At 46.3% G+C, this 18,256-nt stretch carries 19 protein-coding genes; 10 read left to right on the top strand and 9 right to left on the bottom strand.

Annotated features, from left to right (window positions below):
- Window positions 1–8: 8 nt before the first annotated feature.
- Entirely contained in the window at window positions 9–782 is a 774-nt protein-coding gene (locus tag FEM55_RS02235; protein ID WP_138280613.1) for an AMP nucleosidase, read from the bottom strand.
- A gap of 50 nt (window positions 783–832) precedes the next feature.
- Here FEM55_RS02235 and FEM55_RS02230 point away from each other — a divergent pair, with 50 nt between their 5' ends.
- The gene (locus FEM55_RS02230; protein ID WP_138279683.1) at window positions 833–1,282 is read left to right on the top strand and encodes a type I restriction enzyme HsdR N-terminal domain-containing protein; all 450 of its coding nucleotides are present in this window, start codon (window positions 833–835) and stop codon (window positions 1,280–1,282) included.
- Between the two features lie 83 nt (window positions 1,283–1,365).
- Here the strand turns inward: FEM55_RS02230 and FEM55_RS02225 are convergent, their stop codons facing one another.
- Window positions 1,366–1,977, bottom strand: a complete 612-nt coding sequence (locus FEM55_RS02225; RefSeq protein ID WP_138279682.1) for a YceI family protein — start codon at window positions 1,975–1,977, stop codon at window positions 1,366–1,368.
- A gap of 49 nt (window positions 1,978–2,026) precedes the next feature.
- Window positions 2,027–2,488: a MarR family winged helix-turn-helix transcriptional regulator gene (locus FEM55_RS02220; RefSeq protein ID WP_138280612.1), complete on the bottom strand. Its 462-nt coding sequence runs from the start codon at window positions 2,486–2,488 to the stop codon at window positions 2,027–2,029.
- Window positions 2,489–2,663: 175 nt separating this feature from the next.
- Between FEM55_RS02220 and FEM55_RS02215 the strand changes: the two genes are divergently transcribed.
- From FEM55_RS02215 to FEM55_RS02205, 3 genes are all read left to right on the top strand, one after another.
- Complete coding sequence (locus FEM55_RS02215; RefSeq protein ID WP_138279681.1) at window positions 2,664–3,239, top strand: Maf family nucleotide pyrophosphatase; 576 nt, start codon at window positions 2,664–2,666, stop codon at window positions 3,237–3,239.
- Between the two features lie 36 nt (window positions 3,240–3,275).
- Complete coding sequence (locus tag FEM55_RS02210; RefSeq protein WP_138279680.1) at window positions 3,276–4,793, top strand: alpha-amylase family glycosyl hydrolase; 1,518 nt, start codon at window positions 3,276–3,278, stop codon at window positions 4,791–4,793.
- Window positions 4,794–4,866: 73 nt separating this feature from the next.
- A complete protein-coding gene (locus tag FEM55_RS02205; protein ID WP_138279679.1) occupies window positions 4,867–5,877 on the top strand; it encodes an SMP-30/gluconolactonase/LRE family protein in 1,011 nt (336 codons plus the stop codon).
- A gap of 11 nt (window positions 5,878–5,888) precedes the next feature.
- On the opposite strand, the gene FEM55_RS02200 is transcribed toward FEM55_RS02205, so the two are convergent.
- Together FEM55_RS02200 and FEM55_RS02195 are read right to left on the bottom strand one after the other, a co-directional pair.
- The gene (locus tag FEM55_RS02200; protein ID WP_229209055.1) at window positions 5,889–6,422 is read right to left on the bottom strand and encodes a hypothetical protein; all 534 of its coding nucleotides are present in this window, start codon (window positions 6,420–6,422) and stop codon (window positions 5,889–5,891) included.
- 11 nt (window positions 6,423–6,433) lie between these two features.
- Window positions 6,434–6,952 carry a hypothetical protein gene (locus FEM55_RS02195; RefSeq protein ID WP_138279677.1) on the bottom strand — a complete coding sequence of 173 codons (519 nt, stop codon included), beginning with the start codon at window positions 6,950–6,952 and terminating at the stop codon, window positions 6,434–6,436.
- A 202-nt stretch (window positions 6,953–7,154) separates the two neighbouring features.
- On the opposite strand from FEM55_RS02195, the gene FEM55_RS02190 reads away from it, so the two are divergent.
- On the top strand, window positions 7,155–7,658 hold the full coding sequence (locus FEM55_RS02190; protein WP_138279676.1) for a GtrA family protein: 504 nt from the start codon (window positions 7,155–7,157) through the stop codon (window positions 7,656–7,658).
- Here FEM55_RS02190 and FEM55_RS02185 read toward each other — a convergent pair.
- From FEM55_RS02185 to FEM55_RS02170, 4 genes are all read right to left on the bottom strand, one after another.
- On the bottom strand, window positions 7,648–8,847 hold the full coding sequence (locus FEM55_RS02185) for an acetyl-CoA C-acyltransferase (protein ID WP_138279675.1): 1,200 nt from the start codon (window positions 8,845–8,847) through the stop codon (window positions 7,648–7,650). The genes FEM55_RS02190 and FEM55_RS02185 overlap by 11 nt on opposite strands.
- A gap of 219 nt (window positions 8,848–9,066) precedes the next feature.
- Complete coding sequence (locus tag FEM55_RS02180; protein WP_138279674.1) at window positions 9,067–9,318, bottom strand: DUF6814 family protein; 252 nt, start codon at window positions 9,316–9,318, stop codon at window positions 9,067–9,069.
- A gap of 52 nt (window positions 9,319–9,370) precedes the next feature.
- Window positions 9,371–10,906: an MFS transporter gene (locus tag FEM55_RS02175; RefSeq protein ID WP_138279673.1), complete on the bottom strand. Its 1,536-nt coding sequence runs from the start codon at window positions 10,904–10,906 to the stop codon at window positions 9,371–9,373.
- Window positions 10,907–11,045: 139 nt separating this feature from the next.
- Window positions 11,046–11,327, bottom strand: a complete 282-nt coding sequence (locus FEM55_RS02170) for a hypothetical protein (RefSeq protein ID WP_138279672.1) — start codon at window positions 11,325–11,327, stop codon at window positions 11,046–11,048.
- 346 nt (window positions 11,328–11,673) lie between these two features.
- On the opposite strand from FEM55_RS02170, the gene FEM55_RS02165 reads away from it, so the two are divergent.
- From FEM55_RS02165 to FEM55_RS02145, 5 genes are all read left to right on the top strand, one after another.
- Window positions 11,674–12,387, top strand: a complete 714-nt coding sequence (locus FEM55_RS02165) for a carbohydrate-binding family 9-like protein (protein ID WP_229209054.1) — start codon at window positions 11,674–11,676, stop codon at window positions 12,385–12,387.
- Between the two features lie 49 nt (window positions 12,388–12,436).
- Entirely contained in the window at window positions 12,437–13,543 is a 1,107-nt protein-coding gene (locus tag FEM55_RS02160) for a lactonase family protein (RefSeq protein ID WP_229209053.1), read from the top strand.
- A gap of 271 nt (window positions 13,544–13,814) precedes the next feature.
- Window positions 13,815–15,035 (top strand): aminotransferase class V-fold PLP-dependent enzyme, encoded by a 1,221-nt coding sequence (locus tag FEM55_RS02155; RefSeq protein WP_138279670.1) that lies wholly within the window; start codon window positions 13,815–13,817, stop codon window positions 15,033–15,035.
- Between the two features lie 41 nt (window positions 15,036–15,076).
- Entirely contained in the window at window positions 15,077–16,327 is a 1,251-nt protein-coding gene (locus FEM55_RS02150) for an amidohydrolase/deacetylase family metallohydrolase (RefSeq protein ID WP_138279669.1), read from the top strand.
- Between the two features lie 166 nt (window positions 16,328–16,493).
- A complete protein-coding gene (locus FEM55_RS02145) occupies window positions 16,494–18,236 on the top strand; it encodes a PQQ-dependent sugar dehydrogenase (protein ID WP_138279668.1) in 1,743 nt (580 codons plus the stop codon).
- Window positions 18,237–18,256 lie beyond the last annotated feature (20 nt).

The raw sequence follows: 18,256 nt of genomic DNA, 5'->3' as shown, positions 1-18,256 counted from the left end.
TTTTCCAATCAGTTTTCAAACCGCAGGTGTTTGACCGACGCGCCCGAGCGGGCCAGTTCAGTCAATGCCTCAATACCAATTTCCAGATGCATCTTGACATAGTTTGTCGTTACTTTCTTGTCGCTTTCTTCCGTTTTCACACCTTCCGGAACCAGCGGATTGTCAGAAACCAGCAGCAAGGCGCCATGCGGAATGGAATTTGCAAAACCGACAATAAAAATAGTTGCCGTTTCCATATCAATGGCCATTGCGCGGATTTCTCTCAGATATTCCTTGAAACTGTCGTCATGTTCCCAGATTCTTCTGTTGGTGGTGTAAACCGTTCCGGTCCAGTAATCCATTTTATGCTTGGCAATGCTGGCGGAAACCGTGCTCTGAAGACGGAATGAAGGCAATGCAGGAATTTCTGCCGGCATATAGTCGTCGCTGGTTCCTTCGCCGCGGATAGCTGCAATGGGTAGAATCAGGTCACCAACCTGCGTCTTTTTCAAGCCGCCGCATTTACCCAGAAACAATACCGCTTTCGGGTTGATGGCAGATAAAAGATCCATAACCGTAGCCGCCATCGGGCTGCCCATTCCGAAGTTGATAATCGTAATATCCTTTGCAGTAGCCGTTTGCATCGCTCTGCCCTGCCCTTTCACCTCCACGCCGAACTTTTCTGCAAACATCGTTACATAGTTGACAAAATTGGTCAGCAGGATATAACTTCCAAAATCTTCCACAGCTGTTCCAGTATAACGCGGAAGCCAGTTTTCTACAATTTGCTCTTTGGTAGTCATCATTCGTTCTTGTTAATTGGCGGCCTTTGCCGGGATGCGTATCTTCGCGTATGGAACCTTTAAATCTTCCCTCCTTTGCTTACAAAGTTAAGCAGGTTAACGGGAAACCATCTATTTTCGATATCATACGCCGGAAATTCGTTTCGCTTACACCGGAAGAATGGGTAAGGCAGCATTTTATTCATTTACTGATCACACATTACGGTTACCCGAAATCGCTTTTTGCCGTAGAAACCGGACTGAAGTATAACGCTCTTGCCAAACGCACGGATATTGTCATCTTGTCGGGCGACTCCCTTCCTTTTCTGCTCGTGGAATGCAAAGCTCCGTTTGTTCCGATCAATGAAACCGTTCTTGCGCAGATCGGCCGGTACAATTTTACGCTGAAGCCCCGCTTTCTTGCCGTTACAAACGGACTAAATCATTATTGTTTCCATATAGTAAACGGAGAAATTCATTACTTGGACGATTTTCCCCGCTACCGCGAACACAACCCCTGAAAACAAGAATGCCTGCCTGAAAAACAGGCAGGCATTGACTTTAACCAAAACTGATCCGGTCAGCCGTTTCAAATAAATGCATGTTATTTGGACGCAACCAGCTTTACGTCAATTGTAAAATCATCATGGATCATTTTGTCACCAAGGTTTTCAAAAAACGACTTGGAATTGTATTTAATGTCATATTTGGAACGGTCCACAACCAGTTTGCCTGTTGCTTCCGCACCTGAAGGCGTATTCTTAACAGTGACCGGGAAAGAAACCGGTTTGGTAATTCCCTTGATCGTCAGATCGCCCGTTACGTCGTAAACGCCCGTTGCTTTCGGAGTCGCCTTCGTTACTACAAATGTTGCAGTCGGGTGTTTTTCAACCGAGAAAAAATCGTCCGATTTCAGGTGACCAATCAATTTACCATTGTATTCCTTATCTGTAAGGTCCGTACATGTTATGCTTGTCAGATCCGCCGTGAACTTTCCGCCGGTCAGTTTGGCGCCGTCCAGCACGATGGTTCCATCTTTCAGGGCAATTGTACCCGTATGTTCGCCGGTTACTTTTTTACCAGTCCACGTCAGTTCGCTTTTGGAAGGATTTACTTTCAGATTGGTTACTTTTTTGCCGTTGTCTTCCGCTGAAACAGAACCGGATACAAACAATGCAACTGCTAAAGAGGCTACGAAAAACTTAACTGATTTCATTGTACTTTTCATTTTTAAATGGACTTGATTATTAATTGTATAATTGAGTTTACTGATTGTCTGATTCTCTGAGCTTGTCCAGCAATGCACTGAAGCGCTCGGCATCATCCGGGGAAATGATGCTGAACCGGTTTTCCCATTCTTCCACAAACGGATCGAGTTTTTCCAGCAGATCCAGGCCTTCTTTCGTAATCACCACATCCACCGCACGACGGTCATTCGGGCAGGATTTTCGTTCTGCAAGGTTTTTAACAAGCAGTTTGTCCACGAGCCTGGAAGTATTGGAATTTTTATCCAGCATCCGTTCGGTTATTTCACTTACTTTGATCGGAACGGATTTCTGGCCACGCAGAATTCGGAGCACATTATATTGCTGCGACGTAATATCGTAATCCTTAAAAATTTCAAGCTGCTTGTATCCCAGCCAGTTGCTTGTATAAACAAGGTTCAGCGCCAGCCGTTGGTACGGGCTCCGAAATTTTTTTTGCTTTATATCGGTTTCAATGGACATAATCATTTGTCAAATGTATTAAATATGTAGATACATTTAATGTATAAACATCTATTTATTTGTTAATAGTTCCGGTAATGCCAAAAAAATGTTGAATGATCCGTAAAATCCTTGTTTGCAGAAGTGGTTTGCCTTTAAATTTCGACTCTTAACTATCCCGACTTCCTTTGCCATCATGATTGCTTTACAAAAACCGCTTGTTCTTGCCTCGAATTCACCGCGAAGGAAACAGTTGCTTGCAGACGCCGGTTTTCACTTTTCAGTAGAAGTACTGCCGACCGATGAATGTTTTCCGGCAGATTTGCCTGCAGCAGAAGTGGCAGCCCATATTTCGCATGAAAAATCGAAAATGTTCCGGGGGTTACGGTCTGAATCCATTGTACTTACGGCAGATACCGTTGTAATTGCTGACAATCAGATCCTTGGAAAACCTTCCGATGCAGTTGACGCCGGGCGGATGCTCCGGCTGCTCTCCGGCAGAAGTCATACCGTAGTGACGGCAATCAGTATGCTTACGGATGGTGAGATTCAGACAGTATCGGATGCTGCAAAGGTTTATTTCAGAAAGCTGGACGATTCCGAAATAAGTTATTATATTGAAAATTACAAGCCGTTTGACAAAGCCGGCGCATATGGCATTCAGGAATGGATCGGTATGACGGGTATTGAAAAGATTGAAGGTTCTTTTTACACGATTATGGGGCTTCCGGTCCATGTTGTTTACCGGTTGCTGAAACCTTATTTCCAGTAGCACACTTGTACGCTTATACATATTCCCACACTACTCATGAATGCAGATCATTCCAAATACATCCCCAGGATCTGTTATGAAATCTTTGTTCGTTCCTTTTGCGATTCCAACGGCGATGGCATCGGCGACCTGAACGGGATTACTTCCAAACTGGATTATCTGGCCGGACTGGGCATTGAAGCCCTGTGGCTTACACCGATTCACCCATCGCCGACTTACCACAAGTACGACGTCGTTGATTACTACGGCATTGAGCCGGAATTTGGTACCATGGACGATTTCAGGAGGCTGCTCGCCGAAGCCCATGCAAGAGGCATGCACATTTACCTCGATTTGATCGTAAACCATACCAGTACATTGCATCCCTGGTTTACAGAAGCACGCAAAAGTCCGGAAAATGCCTTTCGCCCGTTTTACTGGTGGATGACGCCCGCGCAAATTGAAGCACTCGGCATTTCCGAAAGGGAAACATCGGACGATTCGCAGGTTGTTTATCCATGGCATGAAAATCCGCAGGACCCTGAAAAGTATTATGGGTTGTTCTTTAAAGGCATGCCTGATCTCAATTATCATTCGGAACAACTGCGCTGCGAAATCGAAAAAATTGTACGCTTCTGGCTGATGGAAATCGGTGTGGACGGTTTCAGGCTGGATGCAGCGCGGCATATTTATCCGGAATGGGAAAAGGAACAGACTCTTGATTTCTGGAAATTTTTCTCCGGCATCGTTCGGAACGCGAAGGCCGATGCTTTTACCGTAGCCGAGGTCTGGGCTGAAAATGAAGAAGTTGCTCCTTACTATAAATATCTGGACGCTACTTTTCATTTCGATTTGAGTTTTATGCTGCAGCGGATCGTAATTCAGGAAAGGGACGAGCTGCTGATCGAACAACTTCTGGAAAGCTATGCACTTTTTGCCAAATACAATCCACTGTTCATCGATGCCATTATGCTGACCAATCACGATCAGGACCGTATCGGCAGCGTTGTCGGCAACAATAAAAACAAGATAAAACTGGCAGCCAGTATCCTGCTTACGCTGCCCGGGCAGCCTTACATTTATTATGGGGAAGAAATCGGGATGCTGGGCACCAAGCCGGACCCGTATATCCGCGAGCCTTTTCTGTGGACCGACGATGATGCAGAAAATGAAAACACAAAATGGATTGATGCCACATTTACAACTTCCCGCACCGTGGCTCCGCTTTCCGTCCAGTCCGTTGATCCCGAATCGGTTTTCAGCCATTATCGTGAACTGATCCGACTGCGGAAAACGGAACCTGCACTCGCCCAGATCCTGGCTCCAAACCTGCATCGCGTATGCCTGCACGATGATCAGCTGCTGGCGTATTTCCGCCCGCATGCTGACAAGTCACTTCTGATTATTCATAACTTGTGCAGTTCGGCTAAAAAACTCATGCTTCCCAATGAAAAAGCGGCTTTTCTGAATGTGGTGTTTTCAACGGATCCTGTTCATTCCGGAAAGCTCAGCACCATGCAGCTGGCTCCTTTTTCAAGTCTGGTTCTTTCCTTGTTTCCGAAAACACAAGGATAGTACGGCTGTCGGCAGTAAGTTATAGAGTCTTTGCGGCTTTAATCAAAAATTCCTTCTTAACCTTTACAAACCGATGAAATCAGCAATTTCTTTAATCTGCCTTACTTTCACGCTTGTGTTTTCGGTTTCTGCCCAGAAATCCTATCCGACTATGGGCAAGATTATTTATGAAGATCCGGCATTTAAAAAACTGCTTCCGAAAGATTCGAACGTGGAAGTAATTGCCTCGGGTTTTCAATGGTGCGAAGGGCCGGTCTGGGTGAAAGACAGCAGTTTTCTGCTTTTTTCGGACGTACCCGAAAACAAGGTATTCAAATGGGATGAAAAAAAGGGACTTTCCGTTTTTCTTGAACCTTCAGGCTATACCGGACGCGGCTATTACAGCGATGAACCCGGCAGCAACGGTCTGATCATTGATAACAAAGGGCGTCTTGTTTCCTGCGAACACGGTGACCGCAGAATTTCGGCCATGCCGCTGAACGCAGGCGGAAAAGTGACGCTTGCTGATCATTTTCAGGGTAAGAGATTCAACAGTCCGAACGATATTGTACAACATGCCAATGGCAGTTTTTACTTCACCGATCCGCCTTATGGCATGAATAAAAAACAGGACGATCCTACGCGTGAAATTCCGCAGTTTGGTGTTTACCGCATGGATCCCGACGGAAATATTACGCAGCAGATTTCCGATCTGAGCAGGCCAAACGGCATTGCATTTTCGCCCGATGGCAAAACGTTGTATATCGCACAGTCCGACCCGGAAAAAGCAATATGGATGGCGTATCCGGTTGATGAAAAAGGGAATGCGGGCAAAGGGAAAATTCTGTATGACGCCACATCTTTGAGCAAGTCGGGGGTAGCCGGTTTGCCGGACGGTTTCAAAGTGGATAAGGACGGAAATCTCTGGTCGTCCGGACCGGGCGGATTGTTTGTGATCAGCCCGGCCGGAAAACTGCTCGGGCGCATTGTGATGGGTGAACTTACTTCCAACTGCGCGTGGGGAAATGACGGATCTACGCTCTATATGACCGTGGATAGTTACTTGTGCCGCATTAAAACCGGCACCAAAGGTGCCGGCTGGTAAATATTCCTGTCTTATTTATCCGCTACTTTTCTGACGGTTCGCAATGTATTTTCCACCTCCCTTTTAACAATCGGCCAGTTTGTTTTACCCTCGCGGTAAATGCGGGTATATGCTCTGTAAAGCGTGAGTTGATCTGCACTGATTTGATCGAGTTCGGTAGAAATGGTTTCTTTCTGCGTTTGATCTGCGGTTTTGTACTCGTTCAGCAGCACATTCCAGCGCCTTTCCAGTACGTCGAGTTCGTAAATGATCACTTCGCCGACTTTGTCCATATCTTCGTACTGAAGGAGAAGCTGGGCGTTGCTGCCGGTGTCTCCACCGGAACCTGCACGGATGCTTAAATCATCTGAAGTAACTCTTTCGTAATCTCTTCTGTAAGCATTGCGGCTTGCAGCATCTTCTCTCCGGTTGATTCTATCTCTTTCGGCCCGGCTGTACCGATCGCCTGAATAATTTCCGTGTCTCCGGTCGTAGTTCCGCTGCAAAGTTTCAGAACAGGAAACTCCCGTTACAAAAAGGATAATACAATAGACTAGATTTTTCAAGATTTCAAGTGTTAAAAGTTATGTCTGAGGCCTACGCTCAGGTTTGGATTAAAGTAAAATATTTTCGGGATCAGTTCTGCATAGCCGCCGCCTTCCACAAAGAAAGAAGCCGGTCTGGCTCCGAAAAAGAATTCAATCCCGACGGTTCCTGATGGTCCTGTTGAAATGTTGGTGGTATGAACCGACTTCACATCCCGGTTCGGATAATAGCGGCGCGAATTGACCTGAATTCCGACACCCGCATAAGTCGTAATTCTATCGTTCAGCAATGGCACATACCATAAATAAGTGCCATTGAACATCACACCTACGCCGCCCAGCAAATCATTGCTGACTTTGTAATTATCCTTACCCTTGAAAAGACCGATATAAGTACCGACACTTAAATCCAGAGCGTTGCGGTCGCCGTATTTTCGTACACTGACTGCAATAGGCTCGCCTACTTCAAAGCCGACTGCCCACCGCTGGACTTGCGCATTTGCTGAAATTACAGAAAGGAAGAACGAAGCGCTGAGAATAAATTTTTTCATAACAGAGTAGTATGGCCGGAGAAATTCTGTTTTGGCCGTGAAAGAAATAACTAATCCGGGTACAACAAAAATAGTGCCATCGTATCTTCATCCGGGAAATACGCCCTGTTGATCAAACTCATGCGACTTTATTGTTTCAGGAGCATTTTCTTTCTAATATTGGGGCCAGTTAAAGTCCGATTTTTTACTAAATATCACACCGGTGGCCCCAATAAAGAAGAAAAGTATTTTCAATGCCAAAGATCTAATAGCGTATTTTCTTGTTGCAGGCACAGGTGCAGTGATTCAATTGATTTCCAGCAGTTTAATTCAGGACTGGTTCGATATTTCGTGGAGTGCGTCCATTGTTCCGTCTTATATGGTCGGGTTTGTAGTTGGTTTTATCCTCACCAAACTGTTTGCTTTCGATGCCAGAAAAAGCAATCAGACACGCCGGGAAATGATCAAATTTTTTATGGTTGCGCTGATTTCACTGGCTGTGACACAGTTGTTTACGGTAGGCTCCTTTACACTCGCAACCAAAGTACTGGGATTCGAGATTTACAAGTTAAAACTGCCGTTTTCCAGAAAGGAAGTCAATGTAACGGAAATGGGTTCATACCTCACCGGGATGGGTTTCAGCTTTGTCAGCAATTACATTCTTCACAAAACATTCACCTTCAAAAGCACAGGATTTTACAACCGGCTCAAAGTGCTTATCCGCTGATTTTATACAGTTTTTCAATAATGACTGCGGAAGCGCCGCCCCCGCCGTTGCAAATGGTTGCCAGTCCGTATCTGCCATCATTATGTTCCAGAACGGAAAGCAAGGTTGTTAGAATCCGGGCGCCGGAAGCGCCCAGCGGATGTCCCAGTGAAACGGCCCCGCCAAATACATTTACCTTGTTTATATCCAGGCCAAGTATTTTGACATACGCCAGTGCAACGGCCGAAAAGGCTTCATTTACTTCAAAATAATCAATATTTTCCAGAGACAAACCGGCCTTCTTAAGTACTTTCCGCGTAGCCAGAACCGGCGTAGTTGTAAACCAAGCAGGATCCTGTTCTGCATCTGCGTAAGCTACAATGCGGGCAACCGGCTTGATGCCGGATTCCTTTACCGTTGCTTCTCCACTCAGTACAAGGGCCGCCGCGCCGTCGTTGATGGTGGAAGCATTGGCCGCTGTAACGGTTCCGTCTTTTGAAAATGCCGGTTTTAACGAGGTTATTTTTTCAAATTTTACACGTTTGAATTCTTCATCTTCGGATACCATTGCCGGCTCGCCGCCTTTTGGGGAGGGTACTTCAACAGCAACAATCTCTTTGGAAAAGTATCCTTTTTCGGTGGATTCCGCACTTAGTTTATAGGAACGTATGGCGTATTCGTCCTGTTCCTCGCGTGAAAGTGAATATTCGGAAGCAGTTCGGTCGCCGCAGATGCCCATTCCGATCTGGTCATAAACGTCTGTAAGGCCGTCTTTCAAAAGCCCGTCAATAATTTCTCCGTTCCCGTATCCGTACCCGTTTCTGGCTTTTGGCAAATAATACGGAATCTGCGACATGCTTTCCATTCCGCCGGCAACGATCAGTTCCGCATCGCCGAGCTGAATGGCCTGTGCGCCCATCATCACCGCTTTCATTCCCGAGGCACACACTTTATTGACCGTTGTACAGATAACGGATGTCGGCAACCCGGCATAAACTGCCGCCTGCCTTGCAGGTGCCTGGCCCATATTAGCCGAAATCACATTGCCCATCAAAACTTCCTGAACACGTTCCGGATCTGCGCCCGATTTTGCAAGGGCTTGCTGAATGGCGGTCGCACCAAGCTTTGCCGCATGAACTGATGCCAGACTTCCGCCAAAGCTGCCGATCGGGGTACGTGCTGCGGATAAGATAAAAACTTCTTCTTTCATGATTGTTTCTTGGTCAGATGGCAGGGATGATGCATACAATACCTATAACTTACAACGGACAAAACATCATTTACGGTAAAGAAGTTTTTTTATTCCGGCATGGAGACTTTTTTACCGGAACAGCCGGATCAATGATCCGGCTGTTCCTTTTCTGGTGATCGTACGGATGCTGTTGCCAACTGTTCTTAAATGGAAAACCAATTCCGGCACAAGGCATACTTATAAATCAGACGAACTTTCCGGCAAATGCTCGTACTCGCCTTTCCACGCATAATAACCGAAAATGACAAGACCTGCACAGATTGGTATAAAAATCAGGATGATAATAAACCATTGCAAAGTCGTATTTGTCCGCGCAACACCTTCTGCGGAAGCGGCGATTTTATCTATTGCCTGCATGAATAAAAAGGCAATAATCACAGGACCCAGCAGCATCCACACTATTCCGAGCAACTTTTTCAAACCATTCATTTTTTCAGTATTTTAACTTTAATTTCAGAATTCCGCAAGGTTTGCTTTTCACTTAATCCATTACATTTTTGTCGCCTTTGTTATCAATATAAACCGCACCGATCACAAAGGAAAGCGCTGCAATTCCGATCGGGTACCAAAGTCCGGAAAGTGGCGTAGAGCCGCTGAATGAAGCAACGAGCGTCGCAATAAAGGGCACAAGTCCGCCAAAAACGCCGTTTCCGATATGATATGGCAACGACATGGAAGTATAGCGGATCTGCGTCGGGAACAATTCGACCAGAAAGGCAGCAATGGGGCCATAAACCATCGTAACAAGCAGAACCTGGAAGAAAACAAGCATGATGATAGTTATATAGGTACTTCGCGGAAGCGTTACGTCTTTGATAATCGTTTGCGGTTCCGGCATAGGCGCGAGTACGTCGTCCGGAATAATGATTACATTGGATTCCTTGAATGTCATTCCGCTTTGAAGTGTTTTGAAGGAAGTCGTGGTGATAATGGAATCCTTTGTGTCTTTTACAAGGCCTCTTTCCACAATCGGCGAGGTTGCACTTTTCAGTTCGGTTTTTTCAAATTCCTTTACATTCGTGGCATCTATAAAGTACTGGTATATAGGCCTGTAAAACACGACGCCCAGCAGCATACCCGCCAGCATGATCCATTTTCTCCCGACCTTGTCGCTCCATGTTCCGAATACGACAAAGAACGGAGTTGCAAAAAGAATCGCCCAAAGCAGGATGTAACGCGATTCATTGAAATCCAGCTTGCAGGTATTTTCCAGAAACGATTGCGCATAAAACTGGCCTGTATACCAGATGACGCCCTGCCCCATTGTCGCGCCGAACAAAGCCAAAAGCACCATTTTAAAGTTGGCCTTTTTCTGAAAACTCTCTTTTAACGGATTCGAGGAAATTTTTCCTTCTGCTTTCAGTTTGGAAAAAACCGGCGACTCATGCATTTTCATCCGGATGTAAACCGAAACGCCGACAAGCAGAATGGACAGCAGAAACGGAATCCGCCAGCCCCAGTCAGCAAACTTGTCTGCGCCGATGATGTTTTTGGTGAGCACAATAACACCCAGCGACAGGAACAATCCGAGTGTGGCCGTGGTTTGTATCCAGCTTGTAAAAAAGCCTCTTCTCCCCACAGGTGCATGTTCGGCAACGTATGTAGCAGCACCGCCGTATTCACCTCCCAGCGCAAGTCCCTGCACAAGTCGCAGGATCAATACCAGAATGGGCGCCGCATAGCCGATGCTTGAATAAGACGGGATCAGCCCGATCAGGAAAGTAGAGCCGCCCATCAAAACCAGCGTCAGCAGAAAAGTATATTTTCTGCCGATCAGGTCGCCAAGCCGTCCGAAAACCAGCGCGCCGAAAGGCCGTACGATAAACCCTGCCGCAAAAATCGCCAGTGTGTTGATCAATGCGGAAGCGCCGGCATCACTTGGAAAAAGCTGCTGCCCGATGATGACCGCAAGACTGCCGAAAATATAGAAGTCATACCATTCTATTAATGTACCGAGTGAAGAGGCAGCAATTACCTGCGTAATGCTTTGTGTAACATTTTTGTCTGTCGAATGCATTGGTTTAGGAATGGTAAGAAACGAAACATTTAGCTCAATAAGGCGCAAGTCCGGTTTCATTACTCATTTCAAACAAAAAAGCTCCCGTTCGTAAACGGAAGCTTTCTGAGTATCAGTTATATTTTATCGGCTGACCGGCTTACAACAAATCATCATCTTCGTCGTCGTCATCCAGGTCGATAATTTCATCTCCGTCAACAATGACTGGTTCCTCATCGATGAAATCGTCGTCTTCATCATCAACCGTCGTATCATCAATGTCTACATCATCTTCATCGTCGTCATCGTCTCCAACCAGGTCCGGATCTTCTGCTACCGGACGTTGTGTCTGCGTGTTGGACGGATAATCAGGAAATACAGGTGCTTCTAATATCGGCTTGCTGGTATCTAGTATCGCAGGCTCTCCTCTTTCGCGTATCATGACATTTACAGTTAAATGGTTATAGAATATCAATTTGTCTTACTTTCTTAAATAATCATTCCACAACATGCATGAATACCCGCAAAAAACGCCTAATACATATCATGAAGGCACATTGTCATTTGGTTATGTGTAAAAACCTGATGAAATTGCTTTAAAATCATTGCTTCACTTTCCGGAGAAATTGCCTGAATAACGGCTCAGCAGAATACAATGCGTAATTCCATCTACACCTTTAAACCCACAAACCCGGCTGTCCGCGCAGGACAGTGTTAAATAATCTTTACCTTTTCTATTTTCCTAAACCTATTTCTAACCGATGCAGCAAAAGTTTGTACTACTGTTTATGTTAATGTCCCTTGTGACGGCGCTAAGCCATTCTCATGCCCGCACTGCAGATTCTTCTCTCGTAATTAAAAAGACTTCCGACTTCAAAGTAAACGGAGAAGGAAATGCTCCGAACTGGGCCGCAGCACAGTGGTTTGATATCACCGTCCAGAAAGGCCCCAGACAGCCGGCACCCGGAAAGCAGTTTTCCACACAGGTCAAAGTTCTGTATTCTGAAAAGGGAATGTACTTCCTCTTCAATTGTACGGACCGGAAACTGACGGCGACCATTACCGAAGATTTTGGTGCATTGTATGAAGAAGACGTCGTGGAAGTTTTTCTGTGGCCGGACACTTCGGTACCTGTTTATCTCGAGTACGAACTTTCTCCGCTGGATTACGAACTTCCGATCCTTGTTCCCAATATCAATGGAAGGGCGCAGGGATGGAAACCCTGGAACTACAACGAACGCAACAAAGTACAGCATGCAACCAGTACGGAAGGCGGCCAGAAAAAAAGCATGGCTTCCGTGGAAGGCTGGAAAGCAGAATTCTTCATTCCCTTCGCACTCATGAACCCGATTGCGCCGCCCACTGCCCCGAAATCCGGTACCAGATGGAAAGGCAACTTTTACCGCATTGATTACGACAATGAAACCACTTATTATTCATGGCAAAAAACAGGCGGCAGTTTCCACGAGTTTAAAAAATTCGGTACGCTCATCTTTGAATAAATCCCACATACTTTTCACAAACAGCATTTTACATCTAACAAAACCCAATATGAAGAAAACCATTTTAACGCTCATTTGCCTAATTTCAGCAGCCATGACTTTCGCACAAAAAAACGGATCAAAAGAAATTCTTTATGTGGGCACTTACACGCAAAAAGGCGAAGGCATTTATGTTTACGAGTTTGACCGAAAAGATCTTTCCTACAAAGAATTACAAGTACTGACCAACAAAAACAGTCCTTCGTTCCTGGAATTTCACCCGAACAGAAAATATCTTTATTCAGCCAATGAAGGCAACAATACGGTATCGTCTTACGCCATTGATGCGGCAAGCGGAAAGCTCAAAAGCCTGAACGCCATGCCATCGCTCGGCAAAGGTCCGTGCCACGTCAGCGTTGACCCGAAAGGCAGGTTTTTATATATTTCCAATTACGGAAGCGGTCAGCTTGGCGTTTATCTGCTCAACAAGGACGGCAGCATCGGCGCAGCAGCCGACTCCATCCAGGATAAAGGCGGACCGTCCCAGAAACCGCATATGCATTCGGTAATTCCTTCTTCCGACGGCAGATACATTTATGCGTCCGACCTGGGAATCGACAGGATCATGGTTTATTCCGTGCATCCCGAAACCGGAAAACTTACGCCGGCTGCGGTTCCGTATGCTGAGGTAAAATCCGGAGACGGGCCTCGTCATTTCGCTATTCACCCGAACGGAAATTTTGGTTACTCGGCGTGTGAACTGGCGTCGGTTGTCAATTCCTTCCAGATCGTTAAAAATTCCGGCGCTCTCGTTCCGATGGAAAGGGTAAGCATGCTGCCCTCCGACTTCACAGGTAAAAGCTACGCTGCCGATATTCATTTTTCTCCAGACGGGAAGTTTCTGTATGCGTCCAATCGCGGCGATGAAAGTCTGGCGGTGTATGCAGTGGATGCTGCAACAGGCAAACTGACCGTAGCAGGCCATGTGTCCACACATGGGAAGCACCCGCGCAATTTCCTGGTCGATCAGAAAGGAGAATTCGTTATTGTCACCAACCGGGATAACGACAATGCCGTTTTTTTTACAAGAAATGCTGCGGACGGAAAACTTACTTATTCAGGCAAGGAAATCAGCATTCCGACGCCGGTTTGTGTAAAACAGCTTTTTCTGGATTGATGAACTGATTATTACAGGTAAAGGACTGAAATAAAGTACATATGCAGTCGGCAGAGTAAATTTTACAGGAATTTGCATTTAACAAGAGTAACATCAGAATAAAAAAGCATCAGGATTCATGCATGCCAAACATTATTCTCATCTTTATACTAAATAAAAAAATTTATTATACAAAGGAGAGTATTCTTGCATATAATCTGCATCCTTATGCTGTAAAACAATTGTTGTTAATCCCGAAAACCTTTGTCACCTTATTTCGTCCTTTACCATTATGATAAACCGCAGAGATTTAATCAAGCATTTATCCACATTTCCGCTGATCGGCGGATTTCTGGGACAAAGCAGTTTTGATACTGCCGGCCTGATCGCCAGAGGGCCTGCCAGAAACATTGCAAAAGAACTCGGCATCCGTACTTTTATTAATGCAGCGGGTACCTACACGTTCATGACCGGCTCGCTGATGCAGGACGAAGTCGTGGAAACCATTCAGGGTGCATCGAAGGATTTTATGATTCTGGATGAAGTACAGACCAAGGTAGGCGAAAAAATTGCTTCCATTTGTCACTCGGAAGCAGCCGTAGTCACAGCGGGCTGTTTTTCAGCATTAACGCTCGGACTTGCAGGCGTGCTGACCGGAATGGACCAGAAAAAAGTGGAAGCGCTGCCGCATCTGGAAGGAACCGGAATGAAATCGGAAGTAATTATCCAGAAAGGCCATAACATCGGTTACTCCCATGCACTTACCAATACAGGTTGCAAAATCGTTCAGGTGGAAACGCTGGAAGAACTGGAAAAGGCAATTAATGAAAAAACGGCCATGCTCTGGTTCCTGAACATTCAGGCCGACCTTGGCCAGATCAAGCATGAAAAATTTGTCGAGATCGGCAAAAAGAATGGCATCCCGACCATGATTGATATGGCTGCCGACGTTCCGCCTGTTGAAAATCTCTGGAAATTCAACGACATGGGCTTTGATCTGGTTTGCGTTTCGGGTGGAAAAGCCATGCGCGGCCCGCAAAGCGCAGGCATCCTGATGGGTAAAAAACACTTGATCGAAGCAGCAAGACTGAGCATGCCGCCGCGCGGATCGACAATCGGCCGCGGCATGAAAGTAAACAAGGAAGAAATCCTCGGCATGTACGTTGCGCTGGACAACTTTGTGAAAATGGATCATAAAAAGGAATGGAAAATGTGGGAAGACCGCATTTCGCACATCAGCAATGCGGCCAAAAGCGTAGCCGGCGTAAGCACGGAAGTGACCGTTCCCGAACTCGGAAATCATACGCCTACCCTGAAAGTTTCATGGGACTCGGCAAAAGTTAGCCTTCCGGTAAAAGTTCTTCAGGAAAACCTGCGCAAGGGAAATCCGTCGATTGAAATCATGCCTGCTGAAAACAATTCACTGACCATTACCGCCTGGATGCTGAAATCAGGCGAGGAAAAAATCGTGGCATCCCGGCTGAAAGAAGAACTGTCCAAAGCCGTTGTCTGACATTCCATAATACCTTAATGCTATTCCTAAGCCCTTATCAAATGAAGTACAGATTTCTGATTGTTTTTTACATGCTGTGCCTGCAAAGCGCGGCTACATTTGCCCAGACTTACAGCATCCTCATCAAAGGCGGAACTGTCATAGACCCGAAAAATAATCTTAACCAGATTATGGATGTAGGGATTTCCGAAGGAAAAATCAGGAAAATTGCCAAAGACATCAATCCGTCTGAAGCCCGGCAGGTTGTGGATGCGAAAGGCATGTACGTTACACCGGGATTGATTGATATTCACGGCCATGTGTTTTTTGGCACGGAGCCGAACCATTATCTCAGTAACGGTCTGGTTGCAGTGCCGCCGGACGGATTTACGTTCCGGGTAGGCGTTACAACGATTGTGGATGCGGGCGGGGCCGGCTGGGAATCATTTTCGGAATTTAAAAACAATGTCATTTTCAATTCCAAAACACGTGTATTATCTTTTCTGAATATTGTCGGGGAAGGCATGCGAGGCGGAAATTACGAGCAGGACACCAGCGATATGGACCCGAACCTTGCCGCTGCGGTTGCGATCAAAAACAGAAATGATATTGTCGGTTTCAAAGTGGCGCATTTTATCGGGAACGACTGGAAACCTGTTGACAACGCCGTTAAAGCCGGAACGCTGGCCAACATGCCGGTCATGATCGATTTTGGCGGAAGCACGCCTCCGCTGCCGCTGGAAGACCTGTTTATGAAGCACCTCCGCAAAGGTGATATTTTCACGCATGCCTATACTTTGCTGGAAGGAAATGTGAGAGAAACTATCGTGGACGAGGCCACGCAGAAAGTGAAACCCTTTGTGCTGGAAGCGCGCAAGAAAGGCATTGTATTTGATGTGGGTTACGGTGGCGCCAGCTTTAATTATTCGCAGGCGATACCGGCTGTCAAAGCTGGTTTTTACCCTGAAACCATCAGTACGGACCTGCATACGGGAAGCATGAACGGCTCCATGAAAGATATGCTCAGCATCATGTCCAAGTTTTATGCAATGGGTATGGACCTTCCTTCGGTCATCAAGGCAAGTACATGGGCGCCCGCCAAAGTGATCAAACGTGATAACCTTGGCCACATTTCAGAAAATGCCATTGCCGATGTTGCTGTTTTTTCAATGCGAAAAGGTAACTTCGGATTCTATGACAAGACCGGCTATAAAATGGAAGCCAAGGAAAAACTTGAATGTGAAATGACCATCATGGGCGGCAAAATCGTATACGACCTGAACGGCATTGCAAAACCGATCTATCTGAAGTAAGTGTAAAGTTGCGGTAATTAGCTCAAAGCGATTAGCCCGCAGTTTTCAGCGACTGTCGGTAAGATGATAACTTTTATAAAAACAAAATTAAATCCAAGAACCGGAAGCTGTTAGCTAACAGCCCATAGCAAAAAAAGCTTTTTTCCTAAACCCTTAAAATTTACTCATGTTCACCAAACGTTTAAAGCTGTCCGCCTCGCTGCTGCTGTTGTTTGCATTGGGGTTTACGCAGCATTCCGATCAGGAAAACCCGCCTGTTAATACCAAAAACGGCGGGTTGTTTTTGCCGGAAGGTTTTGAAGCAACTGTTGTTGTGGACAGCCTGCCCGGAAGAGCCAGACATCTGGCCATCAACGATAACGGCGACATCTATGTAAAAGCACGCTTTGCCGACAAAAGCGAATCAGTGATTGCATTGCGTGACACCAATCAGGACGGACGTGCCGATATCATCAAAAGGTTTGGCGGCGCTGCAAAGGAACGAGCTTACGGAACCGCTATGAGGATTTACAAAGGCTACCTTTATTTCAGCTCCGAACTGGTCGTTTACCGTTACAAACTGACACCCGGAAAGCTGGTTCCCGAAAGTGAGGAAGAAGTAATCCTGACGGATGATCATCCGCACGGCATGCACGAGCACATTGCAAAGCCGCTTACATTCGATGACAAGGGTTTTATGTACGTGCCTTTCGGAGCCAACTCCAATGCATGCCAGGAAGAAAACCGTACGCCCGGCTCGGTCGGGATGGATCCCTGCCCGATCCTGGAAGATCACGGCGGAATCTGGCGCTTTGATGCAAATAAAACCGGTCAGCACCAGAAAGACGGGCTCAAATTTGCAACCGGACTGAGAAGCGTTGTAGCCCTCGACTGGAATTTTGCAGACAACAACCTGTATGCCGTTCAGCATGGCCGTGATGATTTGCTTCGACTCTGGCCCCAGCTTTTTTCGGGCTGGCAAAGTGCGCTGCTGCCGTCGGAAGAGTTTTTGAGGATTAAGGAAGGCACGCATGCAGGCTGGCCTTATTGCTATTATGATCAGATGCAGGGCAAAAAAGTGCTTAACCCGGAATACGGCGGCGACGGAAAAGAAGTGGGCCGTTGCGATCAGTACGAAAAGCCGCTGATCGGATTTCCGGGTCACTGGGCTCCAAATGACATTTTGTTTTATCAGGGAAACCAGTTTCCCGAACATTACAAAAACGGTTCTTTCATTGCCTTTCACGGATCGACAAACCGCGCTCCGTATCCGCAATCCAGCTATTTTATCGGCTTTGTACCGTTCAAAAGCGGTCAGCCTTCGGGTGAATACGAGGTTTTTGCAGATGGCTTTGCCGGCGTTGACCCGATTGTCAACACAAGCGATGCCGTTTACAGGCCAATGGGAATCGCCATGGGGCCGGACGGTGCCATTTACATTGCCGAAACCGAAAAGGGTAAAATCTGGAAAGTAACGTATAAAGGCAGCAAGAAGAAATTTACGAAAGCTTCCCTTGCCAAAATGGAAAAAAGGAAATCCATGTCCCATATCCGCACACCGGATATTGTAAACGATGATCTTGACAAAGACAAACCGGTTGCAGGCGGAAAAGTGTACAGTGTATATTGCACGGCATGCCATCAGCGAAACGGAATGGGCGACTCACAGCGCTTCCCTCCGCTTGGCGGCTCGGAATGGGTTACGGGTGACAAGGAACGGCTGATCAAAGTGCTGCTGAATGGCCTTGAAGGTCCGATTGAAGTAAAAGGGCAATCGTACAACAACGTCATGCCGCAGCACAGCTTTTTAAAGGACGAAGAAATTGCAGAAGTTTTAACGCATATCAGAACCAACTTCGGTAACAATGCCGGTGAAGTAAGTACGGAGGATGTATCGAAAGTAAGAGCCTCGGTTGACAACCTGAAATAAAGTTGTTCTCCTTCCTTCCC

Source organism: Dyadobacter sediminis (assembly GCF_005860765.1).
GTDB classification, from domain to species: Bacteria; Bacteroidota; Bacteroidia; order Cytophagales; family Spirosomataceae; genus Dyadobacter; species Dyadobacter sediminis.
This window is presented reverse-complemented; position numbering and strand designations above follow the sequence as displayed.